Here is a 16,692-nt window from a genome sequence, read left to right on the forward strand (position 1 = left end):
CAGCTATGTATCCGCAGCAAGTTCACCACTATTTAAAGGAATTTTTTATGGAGAATGACTGTGCAATTTTAGGAGAAGAGAATCATTATCTAACCGTTCAATTAACGATAGACATAGATAAAAGAATTATGAATAGGCCATTTTATTGGCAATATGTTGAAGCAACAAATAGTGAACCAAACCCAGCGCAAGTAACCTTCATTACAAATCAAACGGCAATGGTTGGTAACCTATTTGGGGAAGCTATTCATTACGGCTCACCACGTTTAAATCAGATATTTTTAGCTACAAGAGAACTAGGAGCCTATGTTCAATTGTTTGAAAAAGTGGATCGTGATATGGGGCAGGTTATTTTAACACCTTGGTTAGGTGTTAACTTTAAAGTTTCTTATTGCTGTGATCGTACAAAAGAAATGCTTTACTCATTTGGCATCAATTTATTCACTGGTGTTATCAAGGAAGATTTTCATGAAACGATTTGTTCATCGGACTTTGACACAGAACCCGAAGAGAATGTATTTCATGTGCAATATATTATTAAGCCTGCCCGAGCAATTGAAAGATTAAAGGCAACAATTGAGTCAATTATTGAGCAGGATGATCATTCTTGGGCAACGGAAGCACAAAAACGATGGCAACGTGATCAACGTGTATTAGATTATTTTTATGAAGATGTAGAGGATAAACCAGAATGTTATGAAATTGAAAGAAAAGCATTAGAAGAGCAATATGAAGCAAAAATTAAAATTGAAGTCATTAATGGTGGATTATTTTATCTCTTTTAAATGAGGAGCTGTCTGAGAAAAAGACAGCTCCTTCTTGCTTTAATGATCTTCAACCAGGCTTTGAAGCTGAGCCAATTTATTGTCCCAAAATAAATGGAAGTATTGGAGCCAATCTTCAATCTCCTTTAGGCGCTCACTATGCAACGTATAGATTTTTTCGCGCCCTTTTTTTTGAGCAGAGATCAGCTCCGCTTGTTCCAATATTTTCAAGTGCTTCACAACAGCCGTTCGACTAATTTCAAAATGCTCAGAAATATTGGAAATGGGTCTATCACTTGCTACAAGGAGCTGTAAAATATTTCTTCTTGTCGGATCAGCAATTGCTTGAAAAACATCATACTTTATTGCTGGTTGTGTCATTAGGATTCAGCAGCCTCTTTTAATTTATGATTAATAATCATTGTCCAGCCGCCATCCATATTAGTACGTACGGCTTCAGTGGTAGTGTTCGCTTTAGGAATAATATGTGAAGCTTCCTTCCAGCCACCATGTGTTAAAGTAAATTCAGTTTGCTCGCCTACTTCTTTTAGCTCAAAAGTTACGAACCAGCCATCTTGATCCCAAGCAAATCGCAAAAAGTGTGGTGCATCTACACGTTCTACCTTACAGGGTGATGGGCCAAACGGTGATTGAATTGTGAATTCGTGGCCTTCAATCGGTTGAAAATCATTTGGCATAAACCAAGAAGCAATTTTGTCAGCCGTAGCGACAGTCTCCCAAACTTTTTCGATAGGGGCATCCAATGTAATTGTTTTGACAATATCCTGTAATTTTTCAGTCATGTTCTATTACTCCTTTTTGATTGATGAGTGATACCTTGGCGTAATGGTGTTCAACGTTATTCGAGTCCACTATAGCAAAGGGGTTGGCAACAAATATAACCATAAGGTGTTATGAATATATAACACCTTATGGTTATATGTCAATGAAAACAATTTGTATCTTTCTGTTAGTCTTTACGTATGTTACAATTACTTTTATAATTTTCTGACAGAAAGAGGGCGTAATATGGTTAATATATCTGTGTTCTTAGTTATGTGCATTTTACTTATTATTTTACCTGGCCCTGATACAGCGATTGCTACAAAGAACACGCTGACTGTAAGCAGAAAGGGCGGTTTACAAACAATCCTAGGTTCTTGCTGCGGTTTATTAATTCATACTTGTGCGGCTGTTATTGGACTTTCGGCGATTATTGTGAAATCTGCCTATATATTCGCTGTTCTAAAATATGTTGGTGCGGTTTATTTATGTTATTTAGGTATCAAAACCTTGTGGACACTTCGAACAATTCGGACACAATCTCCAGTTGTACAAGATGAAGCAAGTATAGAACACAAATATTCTCAACAGTCTTGCTTTAAACAGGGATTTCTCACAAATGTGACAAATCCAAAGGTCGCAGTATTTTTCCTAACATTTCTCCCTCAATTTGTAGATGGAAATAATGGAACATTTCTCCCCTTTTTAATAATGGGTCTCATTTATACAGCATTAACAATGCTATGGTTTATCTTCTACGTTTACCTTTTAGATCGAATTAGTGCATTTATGAAAAAGCCATCAACCAAGGCAGTAATTGAAGGATTAACAGGTGCAATATTAATCGCATTTGGCATTAAATTAGCATTAGAAAAAGCGCACTAAAAAATACACCACCTTATTAGAGTTATTTTTTACTATAAAGGTGGTGTATTTTTTGTTGGCACTTATTAAGATAGGATCGTTTCTCTTTGAAAAAATTCTATTTAGGTTGGCTTATATTTGTCAGTAGAAGATTTTTAAGTCTTTCTTGTAAAAATTTTTTCTTTTCTGCACGCTTTTTATAGAGAGAAAAAGATTTTATAACAAATAAAGCAACTAGTATGATGACAATCAATGAAATAAATGAAAATAACATCGTAAAATCCTCTATCCGATTAGTTACATAGAAAGTTCGTTAGTAACAAAAATTTTATTCGTAATAACAAACGTTAATAATATATTTAAAGCAATTAATTTTGGTCTGCCTTGTTGCTGAATAATAATGTGAGAAAACTTTAAATTAGCTATACGGTTAGCTAATGTATACTCCTCGGCTCCTGTTACCTGTCTACCATCGGGGGTACATCCTAAAACAAAATGCCCAGCGTAAGAATTCTTGAGCACATAGGGATGCATGGATTGATAATGAACTTCCATGATCGTATCTGCTTCAATCATATAATGATGAGTTACTAGAAATTTTTTTAACGCGCCTTTTAGGTCAATGGCGATGGCTGTATCAGCTAGAATTGTGCGGAAATAAACAGGCACGATGTTGGCATGTTTAATATAAGGCTTTACTTCAATGCAAATTTCACCAGAATGTTGTACAAATAGCTGAACAATTGCTTGATGAATTCCATCTGTTAAAGTGACCATGGTATTTCCGAAATGAGCACTTTTAAAGAAAATACTGTCATCAGCAATATAGCCAACAGCAATATGACGATTCTCAATATGTAGCGATTTAGCTTTCACTCCTAAAACTTCCTCACAGTTCTTTAATTCATAAACATGTTGCTGAAATGTAAGACCTAAATAATGCCTATTAACTATTCGATTTTCAAGCAATTGCTTCAACATCTGTTACATCTCCAATCTTTGATAAATTATGACAATATTCATAATTGATTGTAGGTCATATAACTCTCAAAAAACTCTCCAAAAGTCGAAAAGATACGTATAATGGCAGGGGTGAATATATCTAAATTTTATAGTTCAACACATTGCAAAGGATTAAAAAGAAAGGATGGAGAATTTATTGCTAAAGGGTAGTACTTGTAGATGCTTTTATAACAAATACGAATAAATGGAGAAGATAGTGATGGAATTAAGAGATTTAAAAGCCTTTATGGCTGTTGTTGAGCATAGGAGTTTTACAAAGGCTGCACATTATTCCTTTGTATCTCAGCCTTCATTAAGCAAAAGTATTAAAAAATTAGAAGAATCATTACAAGTTGAATTGTTGAACAGATCAACGCGTAATGTAGAACTTACTGATGCAGGTAGCATTGTTTATAATCAAGGACAAAAAATAATGCATGCTGTCCAAGAACTACATATTTTGCTAGACGATTTATTAAATATTAAAACAGGTGCTATCAAGTTAGGGATTCCACCTTTAATTGGAACATTATTTTTCCCTGAAATCGCTAGGGGATTTCATCAGCTATATCCTGAAGTACATTTAGCACTTATCGAACGTGGTGCAAAAATGGTAGAAATGCTAGTTGAAAATGGTGATGTTGATATGGGCATCGTTGTATTACCAGTAGATGAAAGGAAGTTTGCTGTTCAATCCTTTATAGAAGACCAGTTTTATGTCTTTATGAATGAATCTCACCCCTATGCAAACCAGGAATCCATAGCTTTACAAGATTTAAAAAATGAAACGTTCATTATCTTTGCAGAGGAGTTCACGCTTCACGACTATATAATTAAATCCTGTGAAAGTGTTGGTTTTACACCTACAATCGGCTATAAAAGTTCACAGTGGGACCTGATTGTAGAGTTAGTATCCTCCAATTTAGGGGTTACATTGTTACCTCATTCCATTGCAGCTAAGCAAACAAATACTAATGTGAAAATAATTCCATTAGATGATTTTGAAATGCCGTGGCGTTTAGGGATTATTACGAAGAAAAATACCTATCAATCTTATGCATTAAAACAGTTACTTGAAATGATAGGTAGGAATAGGGAAAATAGATTTATTCCTTATAGGAATAAGTAGTATTCTAATTAATTCCTTTACTTGTAAAATAGCAATGATGTAGAATTTTCCTTAATAAACGAGCAATTCAGGGAGGTTTCGAGATGGGGAATGGCAAGGTATGGAGTTCTTTTGAAGAGGCGATTGCGGATATTAAGGATGGAGATACATTAGCTGTAGGAGGCTTCGGGCTATGTGGTATACCCGAAAAATCAATCGCAGCATTAGTGCAACAGGGAACAAAGGATTTAACCGTTGTCAGTAACAACTGTGGTGTAGATGACTGGGGATTGGGTCTACTATTAGCAAACAAGCAAATACAAAAAATGGTTGCTTCATATGTAGGTGAAAATAAGATTTTTGAACAACAATTTTTAAGTGGTGAGCTAGAAGTAGAGTTGACACCGCAAGGAACTCTTGCAGAACGTTTGCGTGCAGGTGGAGCGGGAATTCCTGGTTTTTACACATCTACAGGGGTTGGAACGCCAATTGCTGAAGGAAAAGAAGTGAAGGTTTTTGATGGCAAAGAATATATTTTGGAAGAAGGTATTGTTGCTGACTTTGCTCTGGTCAAAGCATGGAAAGCCGATAAACTAGGAAATTTAGTTTATAGAAAAACATCACGCAATTTTAATCCATTAGCTGCTATGTCAGGGAAAATTACAATAGCTGAAGTGGAGGAAATTGTAGAAGTAGGCGAGCTAGATCCTGATCACATTCATACACCAGGAGTTTTTGTACAACGTGTATTATTAGGTGAAAATTACGAGAAACGTATTGAGCGTTTAACGGTGAAAAAGGGGGAAGCATGATGGATACAAGACAAAAAATTGTTAACCGTGCAGTAAAAGAAATAGCCAACGGTATGAACGTCAATTTAGGCATAGGTATTCCAACACTTGTTGCGAACGCGATCCCAACCGATTATGACGTACTCTTACAATCCGAAAACGGACTTCTCGGTATTGGTCCTTATCCAGTAGAAGATGCAGTAGATCCTGATTTAATCAATGCAGGTAAAGAAACAGTTACGGCAGTTCCAGGGGCATCCTTTTTTGACAGTGCAGAATCATTTGCGATGATTCGAGGTGGACATATTGACCTTGCTATCTTAGGAGGTATGGAGGTATCTGAAACAGGAGACCTTGCTAACTGGATGATTCCGGGGAAAATGGTGAAGGGCATGGGTGGCGCAATGGACCTCGTCGTTGGTGCCAAGAGAGTGATTGTCGTCATGGAGCATGTAAATAAAAATGGTGAATCTAAAATTAAAAAACAATGTGAACTCCCACTAACGGGTAAAGGTGTCGTACATCGATTAATTACAGATTTGGCTGTATTTGATTTTACGAAAGATGGCATGCAACTGATAGAATTAGCAGATGGTGTATCTTTAGAGGAAGTAAAAGAGAAAACAGCTGCTTCTTTTAGCGTTGCTCTTATACAATAACTTCAGACCTAGGACTGTTTCTAGCGTTATGGTCTCATTTTACAATAGTCTAAAAGGAGATTTCATAACAATGGAACAACAATGGACAAATGAATTAGCAGTCGCACAGGTGCGTGTGGCAAGACCAACCGATCAGCTAAAGGAAGTAGAACGGTTTTACTGTGAAGGTGTCGGATTAAAGAAAATTGGTTCGTTTACAGAACATTGTGGCTATAATGGTTTAATGATTGGTCTTCCAAATGCAGGTTATCACTTAGAATTTACTGAGCATATTGACGGTAGCCCTTGTCCAGCACCAAGTAAGGACAATCTTCTCGTACTTTATATTCCAAACAGAGATACGATTCGCCATATTGCTGAACGTCTTGCTGTCATGGGATATCCCGAAGTTGAGCCTGAAAATCCATATTGGGCTGAGAAAGGGGTAACCATTGAAGACCCTGATGGCTGGCGTCTAGTATTCATGAATACGGAAGGTATTTAAATAGAAAATTTTAAGCACGAGCACGTATGTAGTCTCGTGTTTTTTTGTAACCTAAAATACCCCTTGTAGTATATAATCTGTTTAGGGGGTTACTAAATGCAACGAATAACGACATTGAACAAATGGTGCGAGGTTTTGGAGCAATCGAAGCTCAAACCTTGTCTTGTATTAAAAATTAGCATGACATGTATAAGTAGTATTTCAGCATTAAAGGAATACAAAGCATTACAAAGGAAATTGCCTAAATACCTTGTCATCGTACAAATGGATCGTGTGGTTTCCAATGCTATTGCCTGTGATCTTCAAGTGAAGCACGAATCACCACAGCTAATAATCCTGCAGGGTAAGAAAGGCATTTGGCAAGCAACGCACTATAAAATAAAGCAACCTCTTTTAGTAGCCGCTATAGAACAGTATGTAAAAAAAGATACGCCACAATAGGTTGTGGGGTATCTTTGTGTGGTTAATCCTCCAAAGCCTCATCTTCATGATAATTTGTTGCGCTAGACTCGATATCAACTTGTAGATAATTGGCCCAGTCTACTTTGTGAAAATCCTCTTCACTGAAATAAATATTCAAAACCTCAGTCATCGTTTTGTCCCCATCAGGTTCCGTGAGAGGAGCAAACCAAGTAATAGCAGGTGTCTTCACGCTTTTTAATTTGGACAAATCAGCGAAAATTTTAGTAGAATCCTTCAACATCTGACTTTTCGATCCTTCTGTCACATCTGTATCTTGAATGGAAATTGTGACAACACCGTCTTTCGATTCTTCCACAGAGAATTCATTTTTCACAATCGCACCCACAATATCTTCAACATTCGTATTTTGATCGACTGCTACTTCCTTTGGTTCCGCGTTCTTTCCACAAGCTACTAACAGTAGTGAAGTAAAAACCAATAGATAAATTAATTTCTTCAATGTCATAACCTCCCTTGTTACTCCATCTATGTGCAAAATAGAAGGGAATTATACAGAATACAAGAAGGTTGTCCACACTTTTTATGAATGGTTCGGTACTTGATTGGATAGAGAAGAAGGGGAACTAGGAGCGATCAGGTTATGTGAAAATTAATGATATTAATTTTGTAAATACTGAAATTTTTAGGAGGGGAGAACATGTATAAAAAGCACCTTAACCAAAATGGCTAAGGTGCTGTATAAATAATGTAATGTAAAAAGCCGCGTATGCCGTAGTTATTATAGAAAGTTTTAAACCACCACTCCTCAAATGTGGTGACAGCACTTGATTGTAATTGAATGAATTGTGATGAATGTTGATATATCAATGTTTTCGATGTTCTGCTTTTGTTCGTATATAATCTTTTTTAATTGCTTTAATTGAATTTTTGCACACGATTTGCACACGTTTAGCACATGTTAGTTTGAATTGCTTTTCGAAAACAGCATTTCAAACTTATCAGCAGCTGCACGATCTGCTGATTTTAAAGCGTGTCCATAAGTGTTCATTGTAATTGAAATGTCTGAATGTCCTAAACGCTCAGATATAATTTTTGCGTGTACTCCTTGGGCAATTAAAAGACTTGCAGATGTATGGCGTAGATCATGCAGTCGGATATATCGAAATTCATGCTTCTTCACAAACTTACTCCACCAATTGGAAGGGCTAGAAGGGTAGAGGTGCTGTCCATGTTCATTACAGAAAATCCACTCTCTTTCTTTCTCTGTCCATTTATCAGCCAGTCGCAATTTATCTTTTCTCCATTGAAGGTGATACTCTTTCAATTCCTTCATCATGCTCCCAGGTAAGGAAACAACACGTTCTGATGAATCTGATTTCGTACCTTTTATTAGAGGTCCACTTCCTGTTAATACAATCGTTTGTTCTATTAGTATTTGTTGATTATCAAAGTCCACGTGTTTCCACTCAAGACCAAGTAATTCTCCTCTACGTAAGCCGGCAGTTACCGCTAATGTGAATAGAAGTCTCCAGTGTGAAGGCTCACTTTGCACTAGCTGTAATAGTTGAGCTATTTCATCCTCATTATAAACCTGTAACTTTTCCTTCACTGCATCTTTAGGTGGTTTCGGCTTTTTAATGCCGTCCATGGGATTCTTTTCGATTACTTTCCATTCTGTGGCATATTTAAATACGCTTTGAAGCGTGCGGTATATGTCTTGTTTGGAATGGTAAGTTAACTCTCCCTTATTACCATCTTTTCGTGTAAGGTTTTGTATTAGATTCAGTAGCATGAGCTGGTTTATTTTATCCATGTGCATGTGACCGATCACTGGCAAGATATGATTTTTAAGTTTTAATCGATGGTTACTTATTGCTGTTTGTGATAGTTCAGTAAGAGCAAATTTATTCTCCCATTCTTTTGCGAAGTCGGAAAATATCATATTGGATGGCGCAATGTATTCTCCAGATAGTACCTCTTTTTTAAACTTCATGTACTCATTAAGGACATACTCTTCTTTTTGTTTAGGTGTGTATTTACCTTCTACATAAAAAACCTTTGTTGCTCGTTTGTAATTGCCTTGTGCATCTTTTCCTAGACTAACAGTGAATCTGTACTTATTATCATCGTTTTCGTACTTCTTTATATTAGCCATTTTGGTTTATTCCTCCTCATTTTGGTATTCAGGAAATAAGACTTCCAGCAACGTTAGTATTCTTTTGCGATCTTGTTCAGTAAGTAAATGACCTTTGTAGATGGGTTGTACGCTTTCAGATTGTAAGAGGTGTGATTCTTGGCGAAGGAAATTATCGATGTCTATCGCTTCCTCTAATGCTGATAATCGCAGATACGTATCTGTCACATTAATTTCATCTTTAAATTCATCAAAGGTTTGAGCCAGTCGTGCAGCCTTAGATAGATCCCTATAACCAGCTTCATGAAGCAATTCAGAGTAATCCAATTCAAGTGTTTCTGATAATTTCTTTAATACTTCGGGTGAAGGATTTCTATTTCCATTTTCAATATTAGAAAGATATCCCTGCGACACATCTAACACGTTAGCAAGCTGTACAAGTGTTAGATTTTTTATTTTCCTTTGTTCTTTTATTATCATGCCTAATGATTTCAATTATTATCAACTCCATTAAGTTTTATTATGTCTATTATAAAATAAAATATGCCAATTGGATATAATTAATTGACTTTTATTCCTTTTAGTGATAAATTATCCAACAAAATATAAAAATATTAAGAATATATCTTGTTGGATAATATGGATAGGGAGGTATAAGATTATGACAAAAATCACTTTGACGGTTAATGAAGTGGCAGAGATGCTAGGCACTTCTACGGCTACTATCTATTCTGCAGTTAGAAAGTCTGAAATTCCTCACTTTAAAGTACGTGGGAAAATCCTTTTCAATCGTGAAGTTGTTGAAGCTTGGACTAAAGGTGAAGTTAAGCAAGTGCAACATATTTAGCTAAATCACAAGCTTTGGTGGCACGCAGAGGGAGGTGAGTAAGATGAATATTGAAAATGTACAGTCATTAGCAGCGCTCGTTAATATGATTGACTCACTGGCGAAATCAGGTGAGGAAGCCCAGTTTTTATCAGTAAGTATCAACAGGTTTGATTCACCTACAATCCTGTTAACACACAAGGTCTTTATAGAGCTTTTCGATGAGTATGAAATTCAAGAGACACACGATTCTTCGAAAGTTTTTGTTAGCGCATTTGTAAATAGTGTTGAGTTTTATGCTCTGATACCTAAGTCTTTGTGTAATGAATCAACACAGAAAAAATAATATTCGTAGGAGGGATATTTAATGAGTAACACAATCATTCAAAGCAAAATGAAACCTATAGAAAATCTAGTTTGTGAATTTGAAAATACAATTGTTGAGCTTCAAGCCTTACTTGTTGATGCTACACCAATGCTCAAGGCAATTAAGGATATCAATGAGTTATATGAAAGTGAATTGGATGCTGAGGATATTCAGAGATTAAGAATGATGCAGTTTCGTCTTACGTTCGACCACTCACATAATGCTGCTCACATTCTAAATGAGCTAGGCCGTATTACTGCCGAAGGCAGCGCCTTATTATATGTGTTGGATAATCAGACTGCATGAAGGCTATTGAAGGAAAAAACCACTGTCCAGTATTGGGTAGTGGATAGTGGTTTGAGGTGATATAGTCTTGGATTTTAAGTTCAACATACAGAAACGATGTGATAACAATGCTTAATAATCTTATTATAACGGAATTTAAGAAGGGGCGTTTCGATAGTGGCGTGGTAAAAAAAGTCTCATGGGAACAGCTCGCTAAAAAGTTACAAGATGCTGTTATTACGAATGAAAGCGTAGCTGAGTACCATAAGATGTCCAAAACGAAACAGAACGAAATAAAGCACCAGGGTGGCTTGGTAGCCGGGGAATCTAGCAACGGTAACAAAAAGGCTACAGACATAATAAACCGTTCAATTGTTACCTTGGATGCAGACAAGTTAAAAGAGAGCGTAACAGATTTTTGGGACAACCTAACCTTCATGTATCCGGACGTGAGTATGGTACTGCATACAACTCATTCTCACACGAAAAATAGTGCTAGGGTGCGAGTATTCATACCTTTGAATAGGAGCGTGCAACCAGAAGAATATGAAGCTATCTCAAGGAAAGTGGCAGACAACATTACTATAGATGATTTTGACAAAGTGAGTTTCACTGTCAATCAAATGATGTTCTATCCTTCTGTTTCTAAAGATGGTGAATTTATAGCTCTGGAACAAAAAGGTCTTGCACTCGATGCAGATAGAATATTGGCTGAATATACGGATTGGACCGATCGTAGCACTTGGCCAAAACATTTAGGTGACAACGTAGAGAAGCTAAGTAGTAAGAAGGGTCACCCTCATGAAATAGAAGGTCTTGTAGGCGCTTTTAATCGCCAATACGACATTCACAAAGCTATTGAAACATTTCTTCCTGATATCTATGAACCAACAGCGCATGATGAAAGATACACGTACACCCATGGTTCTACTTCAGGTGGGTTAGTGGTTTACGATGATGGATTATTTTGTATATCCAATCACTCAACGGATCCAGCAAGTAACGAAAAATCTTTAAACAGCTTTGACTTGGTGAGGGTTCATAAATTTGGACATTTAGATGCTGCTGCAAAACTAAACACACCAATTCACAAGTTACCTAGTTCTAAGGCATTTTCGGATTGGTTACTAGAAGCCAAACCTTCAAGTAAAAGAGAAGCTGAAGCGCTAGAAGATATTCGCATAGAACTTAAAAAGTCCTCTTTACAATCAGCACTAGAGGATTTTGAGGACATATTAGGGGGTGAAACGGAAAGTGAAATGCCTAACCTTGATAAGGTTCTTTCAGAAGTGACATGCAATAAAAATGGAAGAATTGAACCTACTTCAGCAAATCTTGAAATTATTATCAATGGCCTGTTTGGGCACACATTTAAGTACGATACATTCGCTAAGAAGGATATTCGCGTAGCGAATGTACCTTGGCGTAGACATGAGCAATTAGCGCGCGATGAAACGACACAATGGGAAGATTCGGATACTGACAGGATGCTCCTTGAAATTGAGAAGCTATTTAATATGAACATTCAATTCTCTAAGGCTGTAAAAATAGTTGATAAGGCAATTCAGGACCGTCAGTTTCATCCAGTACAAGATTTTATAAATAGTAAGAAATGGGATGGTGTTGAACGAGCTGAAACGCTTCTGATTGATTTCATGGGGGCTGAAGACACTGATTACACCAGGTTGGCAACTATACATTGGTTAACAGGTGCGGCCGCTCGCATATTTAGTCCTGGTATTAAATTCGATGAATGTTTGACCCTCATAGGTAGTCAAGGGTTAGGGAAATCTCTACTTGCTTCAAGGTTGGCTGGGGACGGAGCTTGGTCCAGTGATTCCCAAGAATCTTTTGAAGCAAAAAAAGGTGCTGAAACGCTTCAAGGTAAGTGGATCATTGAACTTGGAGAATTAGCAGCCATGCGTAGAAGTGAAGTCGAAGACGTAAAACGTTTCTTGTCAGCACAGGAGGACACCTATCGTCCAGCCTATGCAAGAAAGGCAGTGTCGATAAAGCGTAGTTGTGCTTTCATAGGTACAACGAATGAGGTCGAGTTTTTAACGGACGGTACAGGAAACAGGCGGTTTCTTCCAATCGAATGTGATGCTAAAAAGCGTAAGAGGCACCCCAGCGAGCTTTCAAAAGGAGAAGTGCAACAAATATGGGCTGAGATAAAAGAACGCTTCTACGTGAAAGGAAAATCTGTTTTTATGAGCGATAAGCTAAGTGCTTTAGCTCATGACAAACAAAGTGAGCATTTACAGACGGATATTAGATCAGCGATAGTCGCCGAATATCTTAATAAACCTATCCCTTACGATTTTGATAAATGGGAACGAGACAAACGTTTAGCATGGATCAAACACATTAAGCCAGCACCTGACGATTTTATGAAGTGGTCCAGTGGAGAGCGCTACGAATGGTATTCGTTCAATCAAAGTGAAAATTTTATACCTAATATAGATTTTAGTGATGTAACCGAACTCAAGTTACCTACAAAAATTTCTGTAATTGAAGTAGTTTCGGAGGGGCTTCAGTTGGATACGAAAGCTAAATACACAACAGGTGAGATGCGAGCATTCGCCAATATCATTAAACAGTTGGGATGGGAACACGAAGGGACTAAAAAATCAATGGTTGCATACGGCAGACAACGAGCCTTTGAAAGGCCAAATTGATTGGCCCAATACAAGCCTTGTGTGATTTAAGTGGAACGGTGGAAAGTGGAACGAAAAAATCACTGTCTCGATGAGAAATTTTTATCGTACCACACTTAAACATTAGAGCCACAAGGCAATGACCAATAGTATCAATAGGAACAATATAAACTTAAATATATATATATAAGAGGTTAAAGGGGATTTACACCTATATATTCCCCTTTACACACTATATATAGAAAGTTGTAAATATACCGTACTTATTGTCCAGTCGTGACAATTGAAAATAAGGTGAGCATCTAACTAGTGAAGGAGTGAGTCACATGCGAATAAGAAACAACCGATTTGCCCGAGGTTTAGATATTACAAAAGTACAAGTCGAAAAAGTAGAAACGAATCTAAAAGCCAAGGTGTTCCGATATGAGTTTTTTAATGTGTTTAATTGCCCTTATTGCGGAATTGAAATTAAAGAACGATGGGGGTTTGAATATCGGCCTAGATGTGCGCGTAAAACGCCTTGTTGTAAAAAGAACTATGCAATGTTCCCCAAATCAGAAAATTACACACAAGAATCATATGAAAATGATCAATTACATCTTCAAATGAGGGAATTTATATCCTTATACGATCAATCTGTAAAAAGCTTAAAAGATTGGCATAGAAGTGATAGCTAATGAAACGTAGATCAGTGGCCATTAAACCTTTTGAAAGGCAGCTTCATGTATTAGAACGTGAATTTAAGAAGCTGAGCTATGGTAGTCCGTTCTATGAAGCTAAACTATATGAAATTCAGGACTTAGCCGCATTTATTAATAGAATCAAAAAAAAAGAAATTACGTTGAATATTAAGGAGAGATTATAGATGAATTGGGTAGAAGAAGCAAAGAAAATCAGAAAACAATATGATGATGCAAAAGGCATTTATAACGAGAGCATGTTAAAGATAAAGCGTAAGGAGTACCAAAAGAAAGCGAGGAGTCTATTAGATCAATATAACAACAAAGCGAGTCAACGAAAAGCTGAAGTACAAGCACGATTAAAGGAACTGGATGAATTAATCTCAGCAGCTAAACCATTACCGATTTTTAATTTTGAACACTACTTCAAAAATGAAGATATTAAAAGTGAATACGGTACAAAATTAGGCACGAAAAAGGTGATAGATGTTGAATACATCACAGGGATTAAGTATCTAAGTGAATATGTAGAAAATACGCTGTCACGTCTCAATAATTATGACGATTATTTACGTGCTATTACCGAAATTACTGAAAGCGATAATAAACAGGCTATTGAGGTCTTGTACAGTATTACTGCAAATGGTTTCAAACCTTCATTCATAAAAGCTGAAGCCTGGGACAAAAGCCAAATTAGCCTAGGTGCCCATATTTCTGAGGGAAGGAAGTCAACTGATTACACTGTACAAAATGTACGAGCGCTACATGATGTTGTTCATGAGCGATATAAAGATGTGACATATCCAGAAGGGCTACGTGATCTGGAAAAAGAGCAAAAAGCTCTTATTAATGAAAACTTAATGTTGGCAGGTTCTACGCCAGATGCTGATCGAGCATTCTTATACGAAACAGTCACATATATAGACGGCAGTCAAATATTTAACGGACCTGCATCAAAATGGTGGCCTTAATTAACCACGTAAAGTGATGAAACGACACGTTGAGCGCTACAAAATGTAATTATAAAATAGCGCTCAACCTATGGGATATAGCTATTTTTATACAGGGGGTAGGGGTATGAGTAATCTTGAAAAACGTATAGCCCGTATTGAACAAATGATGAAGGAGAAGCGAGAACCTTCTACAGAAACGAAATTAAGAAAGTATTTCACGCATTTAACAGCTTATTTCCAAAATAACGCTTCAGCAACAGACAAAGTGTTTCATATAGGTGAAATCTTTAAATGGAAAAAACGATTAGATGACAGGAAGTGATTTAGATGAATGAAGCAGTAGAAATAAAGAATAAGCGATTAACTACACAAACCCATGTGCGCCAGCTTTTAACGGAAACAATCAACAATTTACGAAGAGTAGAAACGAGGGCGCCGAAAGATGAAATTGAAAAGGCACGTGTTCTCGGTTATCTTGCCAGCCTTATGCAGATGAACCTACGCGACTGTGAGCTGGAGAAGCGTATTGAGAAAGCTGAAAAGTTCATGAAGTATTTGAGCGACAAGGGAGTTGAGGTGTTCGGAGATGAGTAACATTGAAAAACGCCTCAATCGCCTAGAGGAGCTAATAGAAGCCGTAAGTGGAGTGAATACTTTTCAAGTGGCTGTTTACCGCGGATACGCAGCGTATAACAATCGAAGCGATCGCATGAAACGAAATAAGCAATTACACGCCATCATCATAGTGCAAAAGGGGGTATAACTTTGAGCCGTAAAGTAAAGTCAATTGAGATTGAAGTGGTTGAGCGTAAAGGCGAACAGGTGAATGTTATTGTTTTGACTAATGGTGCGCCTATACCGACTGATTTAAGCGAAGACAGTAACCATGTGATTATACGTATTAAATAGAAAACTTAGGTGCTTCCCCACAAATGGAGAAAACAATAATCAGCAAGAAATCAGGTAATCCCCTTTGAATGATTTACTAAAAGAATACAGAGAAACCCGCAAACGTTTGAAGGCCGAACGTGCTGCACTTCATGAAGATGATCCGGAACAAAAAATATATACTGGAATGATATCTGATTTGGAGCTAGCAATTGAATGGATGAGTAAAGGCTTCAACCCAAATGAAACAAGGAAAGGTATCCATAAAAGTGCGAAAAAGCGATACGGCTATGACAAACGCAAAGTGAATATGGATTTACGATGGTTTGGAGTTAATGATGAAATGCCATCTTTGCGAGAACCAGATATAAACCAGCTAGAACGAACATTAGCTGATGACGATAAACGAGCAATCATGTTTGTACTTCAGCACATGGCGCCAATGCAACGTACCTGTTACATGCTGCATTATGGGTATCTACAACCCTATGAATCTATCGGCAAAGAACTTGGGATTACGAAAAGTACTGTACAAAGGCATATCGAAGCTGCACGAAAGAAAGTGGTAAAGCTTAATGCCTAAAAGGTAGTGAGTTTTCAGGTACTTGTAAACTGCAAGGAACTACCATCAAGTTGGAGGTAGAAATAGTTTGGTGGCTGATTAATCAGCTGTGAGAACAATCGAGAAGGGTAGTACTAAAAGGTACGCTGGTTCGATTGCTCTCACACAATGAGGTTTTCATAAATAAAAGGGACGGAATTTTGACCCTCCTTACTCACTATCAGTGCTGCTTTGTGTATTCAAGTTGTGAGTCTGACGGTGCTTTGTATAGAGTCGTACCTGGACCACAAAATAATTCTATTTAAAAAGCATGATAGCGATAATTCCGCTTAGCACTAGAAATTTGAACAGATTCTCCCTAAGAATCGACGTAACCCTAGTAATCTCGTTATCAAACATTTTTAGGAATAAGCCCACCACTAAAGCGAGCACAAGACTAATAATTATTTCTGTTGTTGTCAT

The 16,692-nt window shown here is 37.1% G+C and carries 26 protein-coding genes; 19 read left to right on the forward strand and 7 right to left on the reverse strand.

From position 1 onward, the window contains the following. Nucleotides 1–5 precede the first annotated feature (5 nt). A complete protein-coding gene (locus JTI58_RS10730) occupies nt 6–785 on the forward strand; it encodes a YqhG family protein (RefSeq protein ID WP_205446583.1) in 780 nt (259 codons plus the stop codon). 39 nt (nt 786–824) lie between these two features. On the opposite strand, the gene JTI58_RS10735 is transcribed toward JTI58_RS10730, so the two are convergent. Both JTI58_RS10735 and JTI58_RS10740 read right to left on the reverse strand, forming a co-directional pair. Beyond that, a complete protein-coding gene (locus JTI58_RS10735) occupies nt 825–1,145 on the reverse strand; it encodes an ArsR/SmtB family transcription factor (RefSeq protein ID WP_205446584.1) in 321 nt (106 codons plus the stop codon). Further along, on the reverse strand, nt 1,145–1,567 hold the full coding sequence (locus JTI58_RS10740; RefSeq protein WP_205446585.1) for an SRPBCC family protein: 423 nt from the start codon (nt 1,565–1,567) through the stop codon (nt 1,145–1,147). Before JTI58_RS10740 ends, JTI58_RS10735 begins: the two co-directional genes overlap by 1 nt. A 226-nt stretch (nt 1,568–1,793) precedes the next feature. On the opposite strand from JTI58_RS10740, the gene JTI58_RS10745 reads away from it, so the two are divergent. Further along, nucleotides 1,794–2,432 (forward strand): LysE family translocator, encoded by a 639-nt coding sequence (locus tag JTI58_RS10745; RefSeq protein ID WP_205446586.1) that lies wholly within the window; start codon nt 1,794–1,796, stop codon nt 2,430–2,432. 276 nt (nt 2,433–2,708) lie between these two features. Here the strand turns inward: JTI58_RS10745 and JTI58_RS10750 are convergent, their stop codons facing one another. Next, a complete protein-coding gene (locus JTI58_RS10750; protein ID WP_205446587.1) occupies nt 2,709–3,392 on the reverse strand; it encodes a hypothetical protein in 684 nt (227 codons plus the stop codon). Between the two features lie 241 nt (nt 3,393–3,633). Between JTI58_RS10750 and JTI58_RS10755 the strand changes: the two genes are divergently transcribed. The 5 genes from JTI58_RS10755 (at nt 3,634) to ytxJ (ending at nt 6,896) form a co-directional block, all read left to right on the forward strand. Continuing rightward, a complete protein-coding gene (locus JTI58_RS10755) occupies nt 3,634–4,542 on the forward strand; it encodes a LysR family transcriptional regulator (protein WP_205446588.1) in 909 nt (302 codons plus the stop codon). 83 nt (nt 4,543–4,625) lie between these two features. After that, nucleotides 4,626–5,333 (forward strand): CoA transferase subunit A, encoded by a 708-nt coding sequence (locus tag JTI58_RS10760; protein ID WP_205446589.1) that lies wholly within the window; start codon nt 4,626–4,628, stop codon nt 5,331–5,333. Beyond that, a complete protein-coding gene (locus tag JTI58_RS10765; RefSeq protein ID WP_279381324.1) occupies nt 5,330–5,971 on the forward strand; it encodes a 3-oxoacid CoA-transferase subunit B in 642 nt (213 codons plus the stop codon). The genes JTI58_RS10760 and JTI58_RS10765 overlap by 4 nt, the downstream gene beginning before the upstream one ends. Before the next feature lie 70 nt (nt 5,972–6,041). Next, a complete protein-coding gene (locus JTI58_RS10770; RefSeq protein WP_205446591.1) occupies nt 6,042–6,455 on the forward strand; it encodes a VOC family protein in 414 nt (137 codons plus the stop codon). 96 nt (nt 6,456–6,551) lie between these two features. Continuing rightward, entirely contained in the window at nt 6,552–6,896 is a 345-nt protein-coding gene (gene ytxJ, locus JTI58_RS10775) for a bacillithiol system redox-active protein YtxJ (protein ID WP_205446592.1), read from the forward strand. Between the two features lie 22 nt (nt 6,897–6,918). On the opposite strand, the gene JTI58_RS10780 is transcribed toward ytxJ, so the two are convergent. From JTI58_RS10780 to JTI58_RS10790, 3 genes are all read right to left on the reverse strand, one after another. Then, a complete protein-coding gene (locus JTI58_RS10780) occupies nt 6,919–7,383 on the reverse strand; it encodes a hypothetical protein (RefSeq protein WP_243456380.1) in 465 nt (154 codons plus the stop codon). 453 nt (nt 7,384–7,836) lie between these two features. Continuing rightward, the gene (locus JTI58_RS10785; RefSeq protein ID WP_205446594.1) at nt 7,837–9,033 is read right to left on the reverse strand and encodes a tyrosine-type recombinase/integrase; all 1,197 of its coding nucleotides are present in this window, start codon (nt 9,031–9,033) and stop codon (nt 7,837–7,839) included. Between the two features lie 6 nt (nt 9,034–9,039). Further along, nucleotides 9,040–9,507, reverse strand: coding sequence for a helix-turn-helix domain-containing protein (locus JTI58_RS10790; RefSeq protein WP_205446595.1), 468 nt, complete (start codon nt 9,505–9,507; stop codon nt 9,040–9,042). Between the two features lie 166 nt (nt 9,508–9,673). Here JTI58_RS10790 and JTI58_RS10795 point away from each other — a divergent pair, with 166 nt between their 5' ends. The 12 genes from JTI58_RS10795 to JTI58_RS10850 all read left to right on the forward strand — a co-directional run bounded on the left by JTI58_RS10795 (nt 9,674) and on the right by JTI58_RS10850 (nt 16,251). After that, on the forward strand, nt 9,674–9,859 hold the full coding sequence (locus JTI58_RS10795; protein ID WP_205446596.1) for a helix-turn-helix domain-containing protein: 186 nt from the start codon (nt 9,674–9,676) through the stop codon (nt 9,857–9,859). Between the two features lie 43 nt (nt 9,860–9,902). After that, nucleotides 9,903–10,184, forward strand: a complete 282-nt coding sequence (locus tag JTI58_RS10800; protein WP_205446597.1) for a hypothetical protein — start codon at nt 9,903–9,905, stop codon at nt 10,182–10,184. A gap of 21 nt (nt 10,185–10,205) precedes the next feature. Continuing rightward, nucleotides 10,206–10,511 (forward strand): hypothetical protein, encoded by a 306-nt coding sequence (locus tag JTI58_RS10805; protein ID WP_205446598.1) that lies wholly within the window; start codon nt 10,206–10,208, stop codon nt 10,509–10,511. A 107-nt stretch (nt 10,512–10,618) separates the two neighbouring features. Then, nucleotides 10,619–13,168: a virulence-associated E family protein gene (locus JTI58_RS10810; protein WP_205446599.1), complete on the forward strand. Its 2,550-nt coding sequence runs from the start codon at nt 10,619–10,621 to the stop codon at nt 13,166–13,168. Between the two features lie 305 nt (nt 13,169–13,473). After that, nucleotides 13,474–13,824: a hypothetical protein gene (locus tag JTI58_RS10815; protein ID WP_205446600.1), complete on the forward strand. Its 351-nt coding sequence runs from the start codon at nt 13,474–13,476 to the stop codon at nt 13,822–13,824. Continuing rightward, entirely contained in the window at nt 13,824–14,012 is a 189-nt protein-coding gene (locus JTI58_RS10820; RefSeq protein ID WP_205446601.1) for a hypothetical protein, read from the forward strand. The genes JTI58_RS10815 and JTI58_RS10820 overlap by 1 nt, the downstream gene beginning before the upstream one ends. Beyond that, entirely contained in the window at nt 14,013–14,798 is a 786-nt protein-coding gene (locus tag JTI58_RS10825) for a hypothetical protein (RefSeq protein ID WP_205446602.1), read from the forward strand. 106 nt (nt 14,799–14,904) lie between these two features. Continuing rightward, the gene (locus JTI58_RS10830) at nt 14,905–15,102 is read left to right on the forward strand and encodes a hypothetical protein (RefSeq protein WP_205446603.1); all 198 of its coding nucleotides are present in this window, start codon (nt 14,905–14,907) and stop codon (nt 15,100–15,102) included. A gap of 5 nt (nt 15,103–15,107) precedes the next feature. Then, a complete protein-coding gene (locus JTI58_RS10835) occupies nt 15,108–15,374 on the forward strand; it encodes a hypothetical protein (RefSeq protein WP_205446604.1) in 267 nt (88 codons plus the stop codon). Continuing rightward, on the forward strand, nt 15,367–15,543 hold the full coding sequence (locus JTI58_RS10840) for a hypothetical protein (RefSeq protein ID WP_205446605.1): 177 nt from the start codon (nt 15,367–15,369) through the stop codon (nt 15,541–15,543). Before JTI58_RS10835 ends, JTI58_RS10840 begins: the two co-directional genes overlap by 8 nt. A 2-nt stretch (nt 15,544–15,545) precedes the next feature. After that, nucleotides 15,546–15,689 (forward strand): hypothetical protein, encoded by a 144-nt coding sequence (locus tag JTI58_RS10845; RefSeq protein WP_205446606.1) that lies wholly within the window; start codon nt 15,546–15,548, stop codon nt 15,687–15,689. 64 nt (nt 15,690–15,753) lie between these two features. Next, a complete protein-coding gene (locus JTI58_RS10850; protein WP_205446607.1) occupies nt 15,754–16,251 on the forward strand; it encodes a sigma factor-like helix-turn-helix DNA-binding protein in 498 nt (165 codons plus the stop codon). A gap of 276 nt (nt 16,252–16,527) precedes the next feature. Here the strand turns inward: JTI58_RS10850 and JTI58_RS10855 are convergent, their stop codons facing one another. Beyond that, entirely contained in the window at nt 16,528–16,692 is a 165-nt protein-coding gene (locus JTI58_RS10855) for a hypothetical protein (protein WP_205446608.1), read from the reverse strand.

It is taken from the genome of Lysinibacillus fusiformis, assembly GCF_016925635.1.
In the GTDB taxonomy this organism is placed as follows: domain Bacteria; phylum Bacillota; class Bacilli; order Bacillales_A; family Planococcaceae; genus Lysinibacillus; species Lysinibacillus fusiformis_F.

Bases quoted from the DNA above. Each gene is read 5' to 3' on its own strand.
- JTI58_RS10730 (WP_205446583.1), top strand. From the start codon at position 6: ATGTATCCGCAGCAAGTTCACCACTATTTAAAGGAATTTTTTATGGAG.
- JTI58_RS10735 (WP_205446584.1), bottom strand. From the start codon at position 1,145: ATGACACAACCAGCAATAAAGTATGATGTTTTTCAAGCAATTGCTGAT.
- JTI58_RS10740 (WP_205446585.1), bottom strand. From the start codon at position 1,567: ATGACTGAAAAATTACAGGATATTGTCAAAACAATTACATTGGATGCC.
- JTI58_RS10745 (WP_205446586.1), top strand. From the start codon at position 1,794: ATGGTTAATATATCTGTGTTCTTAGTTATGTGCATTTTACTTATTATT.
- JTI58_RS10750 (WP_205446587.1), bottom strand. From the start codon at position 3,392: ATGTTGAAGCAATTGCTTGAAAATCGAATAGTTAATAGGCATTATTTA.
- JTI58_RS10755 (WP_205446588.1), top strand. From the start codon at position 3,634: ATGGAATTAAGAGATTTAAAAGCCTTTATGGCTGTTGTTGAGCATAGG.
- JTI58_RS10760 (WP_205446589.1), top strand. From the start codon at position 4,626: ATGGGGAATGGCAAGGTATGGAGTTCTTTTGAAGAGGCGATTGCGGAT.
- JTI58_RS10765 (WP_279381324.1), top strand. From the start codon at position 5,330: ATGATGGATACAAGACAAAAAATTGTTAACCGTGCAGTAAAAGAAATA.
- JTI58_RS10770 (WP_205446591.1), top strand. From the start codon at position 6,042: ATGGAACAACAATGGACAAATGAATTAGCAGTCGCACAGGTGCGTGTG.
- ytxJ (WP_205446592.1), top strand. From the start codon at position 6,552: ATGCAACGAATAACGACATTGAACAAATGGTGCGAGGTTTTGGAGCAA.
- JTI58_RS10780 (WP_243456380.1), bottom strand. From the start codon at position 7,383: ATGACATTGAAGAAATTAATTTATCTATTGGTTTTTACTTCACTACTG.
- JTI58_RS10785 (WP_205446594.1), bottom strand. From the start codon at position 9,033: ATGGCTAATATAAAGAAGTACGAAAACGATGATAATAAGTACAGATTC.
- JTI58_RS10795 (WP_205446596.1), top strand. From the start codon at position 9,674: ATGACAAAAATCACTTTGACGGTTAATGAAGTGGCAGAGATGCTAGGC.
- JTI58_RS10800 (WP_205446597.1), top strand. From the start codon at position 9,903: ATGAATATTGAAAATGTACAGTCATTAGCAGCGCTCGTTAATATGATT.
- JTI58_RS10805 (WP_205446598.1), top strand. From the start codon at position 10,206: ATGAGTAACACAATCATTCAAAGCAAAATGAAACCTATAGAAAATCTA.
- JTI58_RS10810 (WP_205446599.1), top strand. From the start codon at position 10,619: ATGCTTAATAATCTTATTATAACGGAATTTAAGAAGGGGCGTTTCGAT.
- JTI58_RS10815 (WP_205446600.1), top strand. From the start codon at position 13,474: ATGCGAATAAGAAACAACCGATTTGCCCGAGGTTTAGATATTACAAAA.
- JTI58_RS10820 (WP_205446601.1), top strand. From the start codon at position 13,824: ATGAAACGTAGATCAGTGGCCATTAAACCTTTTGAAAGGCAGCTTCAT.
- JTI58_RS10825 (WP_205446602.1), top strand. From the start codon at position 14,013: ATGAATTGGGTAGAAGAAGCAAAGAAAATCAGAAAACAATATGATGAT.
- JTI58_RS10830 (WP_205446603.1), top strand. From the start codon at position 14,905: ATGAGTAATCTTGAAAAACGTATAGCCCGTATTGAACAAATGATGAAG.
- JTI58_RS10835 (WP_205446604.1), top strand. From the start codon at position 15,108: ATGAATGAAGCAGTAGAAATAAAGAATAAGCGATTAACTACACAAACC.
- JTI58_RS10840 (WP_205446605.1), top strand. From the start codon at position 15,367: ATGAGTAACATTGAAAAACGCCTCAATCGCCTAGAGGAGCTAATAGAA.
- JTI58_RS10855 (WP_205446608.1), bottom strand. From the start codon at position 16,692: ATGACAACAACAGAAATAATTATTAGTCTTGTGCTCGCTTTAGTGGTG.